This is a genomic window from Symbiobacterium sp., assembly GCF_040797425.1.
Taxonomy (GTDB): domain Bacteria; phylum Bacillota; class Sulfobacillia; order Symbiobacteriales; family Symbiobacteriaceae; genus Symbiobacterium.
This window is the reverse complement of record NZ_JBFNEH010000079.1, coordinates 1-9799: the sequence shown is the minus strand read 5'-3', so window position 1 is coordinate 9799 and position 9799 is coordinate 1. Positions and strand designations below refer to the sequence as shown.

Below are 9799 nucleotides of genomic sequence, written 5' to 3'. Positions count from 1 at the left end.
GGAGTATCCCTATTACTGGGAAGAGGACTGGATGGGTTGCGGAACGACGATGCACGTCTATGCTTATCCGGAGCCTGACACGCAACTCATTACCCGCGTTTTCGGCCGTTCGTATGTTGTAAACCGACTACACTTGAAGCCCTGCCGATATGAACCGGTCAAGTCAATCACATTAGCACGTGAACCCAGCGAGGAGGAGAAACTGGCTGACGCGCGGGGCATCGAATACGAGTACTGGATGGACAAGTCCCACCCTGGTCTGGGCCGCGACTACGGATATCGGCACGAGGGCAATCCCGACCAAATATACGTTTTCCTAAATTTTGGTAACGCCAGTATCCATTTCGATACGCCGGCGTATCTCGACACTACCGTTAACCGTGTACGGGTTCCGATCCGATTCATCAGTGAGATGATGGGTGCCGAGGTTTCCTGGGATCAAGCACGGCGCCAAGTCACGATCCATTTCCCAGCCGTCACCCGCAACGTAATGAAGGCAGTTCCGGTGCCTGGATACGACTACCCAGATCTGTTCCAACCGGAGACGCATCTGCCTGACCCCGACCGTTTCCTTCTTGAAGAGCAGATAGTGACGACTCCCGAGCGAACCATAGTACTAACCGTTGACCAGCCAGTAGCGGTCGTGGATGGGCACGAGGTGCCACTGGACGCACCTCCAGTAATTCGGAACGACCGGGCGATGGTGCCGGTTCGGTTTGTTGCTGAGCAGATGGGGGCCAAAGTCTACTGGGTGGGTGCAGAGCCCATCTTCCGCCGCGAAGACGGCACCCTCTCGGGTACTTATCAGGTGCATATTTTCACTCCCTTTTTCCCTCTCTACGAGTATCCGAGCTGGTACCTTGAGAACCGGGCCGTTCGATACTAAGGGGGGCCGTGCATGAGGTGGCGACGCTGGGTTGTCGGTGCGGTTGTGGTGATGGCGACCTTCATGCACACGCCGACGGCCATGACAGGGAACTGGATCACCAAGGGTGGATCGCCCAACCGTACGTCAGTCGTGTCGGTCCCCACAGGGTTGCTTGAGTTGTCAGTGTTCTGGCAGACTCAGGCACTGGGGGAAAGCGCTGCACAGCCTGTAGTGGTTGATGGGGTGGTCTATCACTCGGCGGGCGCACATCTATGGAAGCTGAACCTGAAGGAAGTAACCGCTCCTGAAGCGAGAGCGAGTGCTGTAACTGGACCGCGGTGGTGCTGGCGGAGATGCGGCGCATGGGGCTGCTCCGGGGGCCCGACCGGTTGGGCCGTTGCTACCTGCTGCCGGCTGCGGCGGGCATCAGGGGGCGGTATGTGACCGGGGAGGCCGGCGGCAGCCGACCGGCGGATCGCGAGAGCGGTGCGGCGCAAGAGGGCGGCAGGGCCGCCGAGCAGGAGCGGCCGCGGGTGGAGCAGGCCAGGCTGTTCTGACGCATGGGAGGTAGCCATGGAATTCTGGCAACGACTTGAACGCCACCTGGAAGAGCAGCGGCGCGCCGTCCCCGGCGGGCCGCAGGGATGGCGGCCCGAGCGGCTCATCCTGCGGGACTGGTGGCACTGGCGGGACCAGGAGTTCGGCTTCGCCCATGGCCGGCTGGCCCTGACCGGGCAGAACGCCGGCGGCAAGTCCTCGCTGCTGGCGCTCACCATCCCCGTGCTGCTGGATGGGCGGACCGAACCGGCGCGGCTGGATCCGGCGCAGAGCCGCGACCGTTTCCTTCATTATTACTTGCTGGGGGCGGACGGGGCCGAGGCCGGCAACCCCGACGCGTTCCGCTATGAGGCGCGCACCGGTTACATCGCTCTGGAGTTCTACCACACGGTGGAGCAGCGGTTCTTGACCATCGGGATGGGCGTGACGGCTTCCCGGTCCAACCCCCGCAGGATTGTCGACTGGTGGGGCTTCCTGCTCCTGAAGGGGCAGCGGCTCGGGCGCGACTTCGATGTGCGCGGCGCCGACGACACCTGCCTCGGCCGGCGGGAGTTTGCGCGCCTGCTGGGCGACGGGGGCATCGTCGTCACCGAGAAGTCGGAGTACCAGCGGCTGGTGAACGATCACCTCTTCGGCTTCCAGGGCGACGACTTCGACGCCCTGATTGCGATGCTGCTCCAGGCCCGGCGGCCCAAGCTCGGCGAGCAAGCCGGGCCCGACAAGGTTTGCGACCTCCTGCGCCGCTCGCTCCCGGGCATCTCGCCCGACCGGCTCAGCCGGGTGGGCGAGGTGGTCAATAACATCGAAGAGTACCGGCGCAACCTGGCCGACGTGACGGCGAAGGCGGAGGCGGTCGGCCGTGTGGACGCAGCCCTCTACGCCCTCGCCGAGGTGCTGGTGCAGGAGGCGGCCGGGCAGTACCTGAGCGTGCAGGGACAGCTGGGCCACGTGGTCGGCAAGCTGAAGGAGGCCCGGGAGAGCCTGCTGGATGCCGATGAGGGCCTGGCGGCGTTGGAGGAGCAACGCCAGAAGCGGGATCAGGAGCAGGCTGCCTTGAAGGCCGAGGTGGAGGAACTGCGGCAATCCGAGGGCGTCGACCTGCAGGAGCGGCTGCAGGAGGCCAAGGAGAAGGCGGCGGAGGCCATCCGCCGGGTGGCGGACCTGGAAGAGCGGCTGGCGGCTGAACGGAAGCGCCTGGAGCAGGTGGAGGGCGATCAGCGGCGGGTCGCAGAGGATTTCGCCCACCGGCGGCGTGCCCTGGCGGATGAGATCGAGTCCCTGGCCCGGGCGGCCGAGGGGCTGGGGTGGCACGGGGCGGCACGGGAACTGCGGGAGGCCGGCCAGGCCATCGTCGTGCTCGCGGTGGACGATCCGCCTGAGGTGCTGGAGGGCGCCGGGCCCGACCCGGGGCTCGCCCTCGAGGCCGAGGACCTGCAGCGAGGTTTTGCCCGGGCAGCCGAAGCCCGCCGGGCGCTCGATGAGGCCGACCGGGCCTTCGCGATGGCGCAGACCCGCATCGAAGAGCTCCGCAAGGACTTCGGTCGCGCCGCCGACGCGCTGGAGGCCGCGAAGGACCAGGCGGACGACGCGCGCGAGGATCTTATCCGGCAGCTCTCCCATTGGCAGGAACAGAGCCCCGCGCTGGCGCCCGGTGACATGGATGTCGCCCGCCTGGCAGCCCGGGTGCGGGATCTGGACGCGCCGCCGGCCGGCGGGGTGCACGAGTTGGTGGAGCCCATCGCCGAGCTGGCGGCCCGCCGGAAGGAACAGTTCGCGGCCCGGGTCGACGCGGCCGAGCAGGAGCGGCGGGTCGCGCAGCTACGGGTGGACCGGCTGAAGGAGCGGCTGGCCGAGATCGAGGCTGACCCCGGTGACCCGCCCCGGTCCGAGGTGCGGGCGCGGGCCCGCCGGTCCCTGCCGGACCGGCTGCGGCCCCTCTTCCGCTGGGCCCGGTTCCGCCCGGACGTGCCGCCCGACGTGCAGGCCCGTGTGGAGGCGGCGGTGCTGGAAGCGGGCTGGCTGGACCTTCTGGTTTTCCCTGAGGGGGATGACGGCGCTGGCGGGGCCTGGGCCGGGGCCCCGGTGGATGCTCGCCTTCAGCCCCGGCCTGTCGCCGGTCCATCCCTCCTCACGGTGCTGGAGCCCGAGCCGGACGCGCCCCCGGCGGTGGCGGCTGCCCTGGCCTCCATCGGCTGGGGCGAGGGAAGCGGCGACCGCTGGGTGGCTCCCGATGGCCGGTGGCGGAACGGCGTGGCGGAGGGGCAGGTGGGCCCGTGGGTAGAGGGCGAGGCCGGTTACCTGGGCGAGGAGAACCGGCGCCGCCGCCGGGAGCGCCGCCTGCGGGAGGTCGGCGAGGCGCTCCGTCACGCGCAGGACGCCCTGGCTCAGGCGGAAGCGGAGCGACAGGCAGCGGAGGCGGCCATCCAGGCGGTGGATGCGGAGCTGAAGGCGCTGCAGCGGCTTTCCTGGCAGAGGCTGTTCGATGCGCTGGGAACCGTCCGGCTCCGGGCGGAGGAGGCGCAGCGAGCCCAGGAGCGCGTGGAGGCCGAAAAGCCGAAGCTGGCCAAGGCAGAGGCGGTGCTGCACGACCGGACCGTGGCCTTCCACCGGGCGGCTGCCGATCTGCCGGGAGCGGCCGAACTGACCTACGAGGGCCTGGTGCAGCGCAGGCATGAATTTGCCGACCTGGGCCGCAAGATCGGGGCGCTCACGGCGCCCGCGGAGGCGCTGGTGCGCCTGGCGGAGTCGTATCGTTCCCTGGTGGCTCACCTGCAGCACGGACGGCAGATCATGGCGGGCTTGGAGCGCGACCACGAACTCGCCCGGCGGAACCACGCCGCCGCGGCGGCCGCGGTCGAGACCCTGGAGCGGCAACTGGCCGACCCGGACGTACGGGCCCGCCAGCAGCGGCTGGAGCGGGCGTTGAGCCGGCTGCGGGACCTGGAGGAAGAGGAGAGGGCCAGCCAGAAGCGGCGGGGCGGCCTCGAGACCCAGAGGGACACGGCCCGGGAGCGCATCGCCGAGTACGAGCCGCAGGAGGCGGAGCTGCGGCGTGACCTCGCCCGGCGGCTGGAGGTCGTGCGCGAGCGACTCCGGCTGCACCCCTTGCTGGCTCCCCACCTGCAAGCCCTCGACCAGGAGGGTTCCGTGAACATCATGCACCGGCTGGCCCGGCTGGTTGACGCCGCCGACCTGGAGGAGGTCAAGAGGCAGCGGCTGGGTGAGCTGAATCAGGTGGTCTACGCGGAGCAGGACACCCTGCGCGACTACGTGCCCACCTGGAACCGGGAGCACACCAGCCTCTCTTTCCAGTACGACCGGGTGCCGGTGACAGCCACGCAGCTGCGCGAGCGGCTGGAGCTGCGCGCCCGGGAGTACGCGGAGCTGATGGAGGAGGAGCAGCGGAAGCTCTACGAGGACATCATCTACGAGGGGATACTCGACGAGCTCCGGCGGCTGATCCGGGCGGCGAGGGATTTTACCCGGCGGACCAACGAGAAGCTGAAGGGCCTGCAGCTCAGCGACGGCGAACAGCTCAGCCTGCGGCTCAGCATGCTGCCGCCCGACAGGATGCCCGGCGCCCGCATCGCGCACGAACTCGAGCAGATGGAGCAGGGCAGCCGCTGGCTGGATGACGAGAAGCGGGCAGTGCTGCTCAGCACGATCAAGGAGGAGGTGGAGCGGGTGCGGGAGGAGGCCCGGGCCAGCGGCGAGGAGATCGGCTACCAGGAGGCGGTGGCCCGTGCGCTGGACTACCGCAACTGGTTCGAATACGAGCTGCTCAGCCGCATGCCCGGCGCCAGCGCCGCGGTGCCCATCCGCACCCGGGGCTTCGGCCGGCGCTCCACCTCGGCGAAAGCCTGGGCCCTGGCGGTCCCGGTGCTGGCCGGCGTGGCCGCGCGGTACGATGCGTCGCCCCGGTCAGACCTGCCCCGCCTGGTGGCCCTGGACGAGGCCTTTGCCGGCTTCGACACCAACAACCAGGAGAACTATCTCGCCTTCCTCTCCCAACTGGGTTTCTGCTGGATCATCACCACGCCGGACGAGCTGCCTTACAGCCAGTCGCTCTCGGCTGCCATGACCTACCGGCTGAGCCTGGAAGGCAACCTGCACACCGCCTTCCCCATCCTCTGGAACGGCAGCGTGGCCTGGGAGCCCCTGGAGGCCCTGGCGCCGCCGGCGGACGGGGGGTCTGAGCCATGAGCGCCCGGGATGCGCTGGTTGCCCTCCGGGAGGCCGGGCTGGAGCCGCTCCTGGCCGCGGCCCGGCGGAAGGTCTACGAGGAGGACGGCGTGCGGGGACGCGTGCGCCTGCCGCTCAGCGCCGCACAGCGGGAGGAGCTGGCCAACCTCCTGGGCCGGACGCCCGGGCGGGGCGAGGAGGTGCAGGTGAGCCTGCCGGAACTGGACGCCGCCCTGGCCCGGAGCCGTTACCGCACGGGCCTCCTGGAGGTGCTGGAGGCGGCGTACGGCCCCATCACCACCCGGCGGCGGGAGCGGGAGGCTGCCGCCGCCCGTTGGGCGGCCTGGCTGGAGGGGGTGGGCGGGGCGCTTCCCCAGACGGACGCGGTGCGTGCCTGGTTCGACGGCGTACGCGCAGGGGAGAGTGAGAGTGCGCGGTGGGTCAGGCGGGCCTACCGAGACGACGCGGAGCAGGCCGCATGGGCCGTGGCCGCGGTGGGCACCGCCCTGGCCCGCTTGCCGGCGGACCGGGGCGAGCACGAACTCCTGGCGGTTTTTGCCGCGTCGCTCACCGGCGACCCGCACGCGTTCGACGCGGACCAGCCGGGCGGGCGTCTCCTGGATCACGCCCTACAGGAGCGGTTCGGCCCGCCGCCGGCGGAACTGCAGTCCCGTGAGGCCCGGGCCTACCTGCTGGATCAGGCGGGGTTGGGCGTCGACCAGGTTTCTTCCACCGTGCTGGTGGCTCACCTGGCCGAGGCGCAGTGGGCGGGGGACGGTCGGGTGCATCCCATGGTGGCGGCGATGACCGCCTGCAGCGGCGCCTGGGCCGTCACGCTGGGAGAGGTGCGGCGCTGGTCATCCGCCCGGGCCCTCCAGGACCGCGCCTTCGTGGTGGAGAATCCGGCCGTGTTTGAGTGGCTGCTGCGGCGGCTGGCGGACGCGCCGCCCGGGCGGCGGGTCACCCTGATCTGCACCAGCGGCTTCCTGAGCGCGGCCGGGCTGCGCCTCCTGGACCTGCTGGCGGCAGCCGGGACACAGATCTGGTACAGCGGGGATTTCGACCGGAACGGCATCATCATCGCCGCCGGGCTGGCCGCACGGTACGGCGAGCGCTTCCATCCCTGGCGATTCGGGCCGGACGCGTACCGGCTCGCGGCCCGGGGGTCGGGCGGCAAGCCGCTCTCGGAGGAGGCCCGGAAGGCGCTGCTGGCCGTAACGGGGCCTATGGCGGCCACGGCCCAGGCCGTCGCCGCCGAGGGGGTCACGGCCTACCAGGAGCAGCTGGTGAACGTGTTGTTGGAGGATGTGATGGGGTGAGACGATTGCGGGGTGGGTACCGCCACCTGTGATCCGCTGACTGGCCACAAGAGGCGCCTTGGTCTGCAGCCTGAGGCCGCGACCCGTCTGCCGGGTGGCGGCCTTGGTTCAGTCTGCTTCGATTTGGATTGGGAATGCTTTCGGCTCCGACTGCGGAACGGGCTCGCGGCGCCGACGGTCACGGATCGGACTGCAGCAGCGGGCGCAGCTCGGCCGGAACCACCGCGACCTTGTGCCGGCGCCCGCCGACGAGGGCCCGACCCACGTGGACCAGCCCCAGCGCCCGGAGCCGGCCGAGGGGAGAGGTGGGCGGGTGCTCGTCCCAGTAGAAACCATCGCCTGCTTGGTCGCCGAACCGGTGGGTCAGCCGCTGCAGCTTCACCCAACCGCCCTCGGCCAGCACGAATGCCAGGGCTTCCCGAACCGCCGGGGGCTCGTCCGCCAGGACGGCCCGGAGCCGGTCCCGGTTCAGCATCGCCGCAGCCAGGGCCTTCTCCCGCTCGGGGCGGCGGCGCTGGGGCGGAATCGCAAATCGCCCGGCGGCCGCGTTCAGCCACTGCACCGGGATGCGCCGAAGCGCGGTGGCGAGGGTCATGTTCAGGGTGATGGGCTTTTCATCAACTTGCTCCCGCAAGAACTCCTGGTAGGCGGCGAACACCGTGTCGAGGTCTTCCGTGACAAGGCTTTGCCTGTCAAGTGCGGCCATCACACGCTCAAAGTCGCGGCGGAACGCAGGGGGCATGCCGGTGGGGTCGATGGCTTCCGCGTAGTGCCTGGCGGTTTCCACATCGCCCTGGTCCAGGTGGAGCACCGCCAGTAATAGCAGGACGCTTGGCTGGTCGGGCATCAACTCTTCCAGTTTCCGCACAAGGGCCAGCGCCTCGTCCCGGCGTCCTTGTTCGCGAAGGAAGTAGGCTTCAAGCAGCGCTGCCGGAGGGTAGAACACGGGCCCCTCGTGCAGATCCGTGAGCAGCTTCAGGGCGGCGTCGCGCTGCCCTTCCTCCCAGAATTGCCGGGCCTGTTCGACCACCGCCTCCAGTTCTGGAATGGGCCCCTCGGCGACCTCTTGTGTCCGGACGACAATCTGCGTCGGGCGTCCGTCGACGACCGCGGGGATCGGCTCGCCGGGCGGAAAGACGCCCAGCTCTGTCAAGGCCTGCGCGGCGCCCATCTTGAGGCTCATGGGCACGGTTGCGCCCCGCAGCAGACGCCGGCCGAGTTCGATACCCCAGTCGCCCGTGCGGCGGATGACCTCCGCCACCGCGCGGCTGCCACTGGATGGGTCGGCTCCTGCCTGGTCGAACGCTGCGGCCAGCAGGATGACGCGCAGTCCTCCCTCCACGGGCAGCCGGTCTGCCTCTTCGGGCGTCAGATCCTGGAGCCCCTCAACCTTGGGAAGTTCGTAATCCAGCGGAAACGGCGGAATCACGCCCCGCTCGGTCTGCTCAGCCACCAGGCTGTACGCCCACAGGAGGCCCTGCCACTCGGGATCACGAACCCGCTGCCAGATGCGCACAGCCCGGGCGTACTTTTCCAGGTTGAAGGCCGCTACCCCGGCGAGGAAGGTGCCCCGGGGCAGATCTCTGCCCGGCCAGCGGCTGTGCAGGTCCAGGACCAGTCGGTGGTCGCCCAGGTTTCCTGCCGCGTGCTTGATGGCCACCGTGTACTCGACCCAGGCCTTTCCCCCGTCGGGGTGGGCGGCAAGGTTTGCAAGGCCCGCGTCGAAGCCGCGGATTGCCCGTTTGAGATGGTTCCGGGCCCGTTCGGTGTTGCCCAGGGCGGACCAGCAGAGGCTGGCCAGGGCGTGGGAGTATGGGTGGTCATAGAGATCCTCCAGCAGGCAGTCGAGCACCTGCAGTGCCTCGGCCGGCCTGTGGCTGTGGTACAGTGCGGTTGCCCAGTTGTTGCGGGCGGCGACCAGGCCCCCCAAATCCCAGGCCTCCCGGAAGCAGGCGATGGCCTGCTCAAAGTCGCCCTGCTGCATGAGGCGGTGGCCTCTGTCATTCAGTTCAACCGCTCTCCGCTCGTCCGCTGAAGTTGACATCAAGTGATTACCTCCCATGGCCGCCGCAGGGGTGGAAAATCACGGCGGTTCAGCTCTTGTAAAGACCATACCATGAACAGTGTCAGTGTTGCACAATGAGCTCGAGGAAAACAAAAGTCGTGGGAACATGGAAGTGCGCAGTGACACCCCGTTGTCACTGCGCACGTGTATGTTGAACGTGAACAAGGTCACAGCTCGGTGTCCTGTGAGGAGGCGAAGGCCATGGGCTGCGCAGTCGCAGTGGTCGTATTCGTAGTCTTGCTGAACTTGTTTTTCTGGAAAACGGCCCCGATTACCCTTGCGCTCCTGGCACCGGTGATGGTGGTGTTCCTGCTCGCGGTGCGGGAGCACCAGCGGCGCGACGGTCCGTGACGGGGCCGCGGCTGTCGACGGGCTATTGCTTGTCCAGCCGGGCCAGGCCCGGGATCTGCACCCGCTTCGGCCGGGTCAGCCGGAACCCGCCGGTGAAAGCGAGCAGTGGGCTGGTCGTCCCCAGGTCTCTACCGGTGGCCGCGGACGACCTGTCGGTGGAGAACTCCAACAACGCTCCGCTCACGCAAACCCGTCCTGTCATGCTCCTGCTCGGGTGTGGTAGTAGCACTCACGAATTTACCTTGTAGCGAAAGCCCCTGGGAGAACCTGGCCTCAGGGGATTTCGTATTGGCTATGTGAGAAGTACACAGTGGGGGAGAGCAGGACGGATGAATCGGAGACGCATGTGGCGTGCCGCGCAGCTCGCCTGGCTGCTGCTGGCGGTGCTGTTCGTGAACGCACCTGTGCGGGTGGGGGCCGCACCGGGACCGGAACTTGAGATTGCTGAGTACCCGG

The 9799-nt window shown here is 68.8% G+C and carries 7 protein-coding genes; 5 read left to right on the top strand and 2 right to left on the bottom strand.

Going from position 1 to position 9799, the window contains the following annotated elements; genetic code table 11:
* The 4 genes from AB2385_RS15935 to AB2385_RS15920 form a co-directional block, all read left to right on the top strand.
* On the top strand, positions 1–886 hold an 886-nt coding region (locus tag AB2385_RS15935), incomplete at its 5' end, for a copper amine oxidase N-terminal domain-containing protein (RefSeq protein ID WP_367656002.1).
* A gap of 344 nt (positions 887–1230) precedes the next feature.
* Positions 1231–1425: a hypothetical protein gene (locus tag AB2385_RS15930; RefSeq protein WP_367656001.1), complete on the top strand. Its 195-nt coding sequence runs from the start codon at positions 1231–1233 to the stop codon at positions 1423–1425.
* A gap of 16 nt (positions 1426–1441) precedes the next feature.
* Complete coding sequence (locus AB2385_RS15925; RefSeq protein ID WP_367656000.1) at positions 1442–5629, top strand: TIGR02680 family protein; 4188 nt, start codon at positions 1442–1444, stop codon at positions 5627–5629.
* Positions 5626–6927, top strand: coding sequence for a TIGR02679 family protein (locus AB2385_RS15920; protein ID WP_367655999.1), 1302 nt, complete (start codon positions 5626–5628; stop codon positions 6925–6927). Before AB2385_RS15925 ends, AB2385_RS15920 begins: the two co-directional genes overlap by 4 nt.
* Before the next feature lie 178 nt (positions 6928–7105).
* Here AB2385_RS15920 and AB2385_RS15915 read toward each other — a convergent pair whose 3' ends face one another.
* Entirely contained in the window at positions 7106–8971 is a 1866-nt protein-coding gene (locus AB2385_RS15915) for a tetratricopeptide repeat protein (protein ID WP_367655998.1), read from the bottom strand.
* A gap of 222 nt (positions 8972–9193) precedes the next feature.
* On the opposite strand from AB2385_RS15915, the gene AB2385_RS15910 reads away from it, so the two are divergent.
* A complete protein-coding gene (locus AB2385_RS15910) occupies positions 9194–9343 on the top strand; it encodes a hypothetical protein (RefSeq protein WP_367655997.1) in 150 nt (49 codons plus the stop codon).
* Positions 9344–9365: 22 nt separating this feature from the next.
* On the opposite strand, the gene AB2385_RS15905 is transcribed toward AB2385_RS15910, so the two are convergent.
* Complete coding sequence (locus AB2385_RS15905) at positions 9366–9527, bottom strand: hypothetical protein (protein WP_367655996.1); 162 nt, start codon at positions 9525–9527, stop codon at positions 9366–9368.
* Positions 9528–9799 lie beyond the last annotated feature (272 nt).

Coding starts and splice junctions, on each gene's coding strand:
- AB2385_RS15910 (WP_367655997.1), top strand. CDS start 9,194: ATGGGCTGCGCAGTCGCAGTGGTCGTATTCGTAGTCTTGCTGAACTTG.
- AB2385_RS15930 (WP_367656001.1), top strand. CDS start 1,231: ATGGGGCTGCTCCGGGGGCCCGACCGGTTGGGCCGTTGCTACCTGCTG.
- AB2385_RS15925 (WP_367656000.1), top strand. CDS start 1,442: ATGGAATTCTGGCAACGACTTGAACGCCACCTGGAAGAGCAGCGGCGC.
- AB2385_RS15920 (WP_367655999.1), top strand. CDS start 5,626: ATGAGCGCCCGGGATGCGCTGGTTGCCCTCCGGGAGGCCGGGCTGGAG.
- AB2385_RS15915 (WP_367655998.1), bottom strand. CDS start 8,971: ATGTCAACTTCAGCGGACGAGCGGAGAGCGGTTGAACTGAATGACAGA.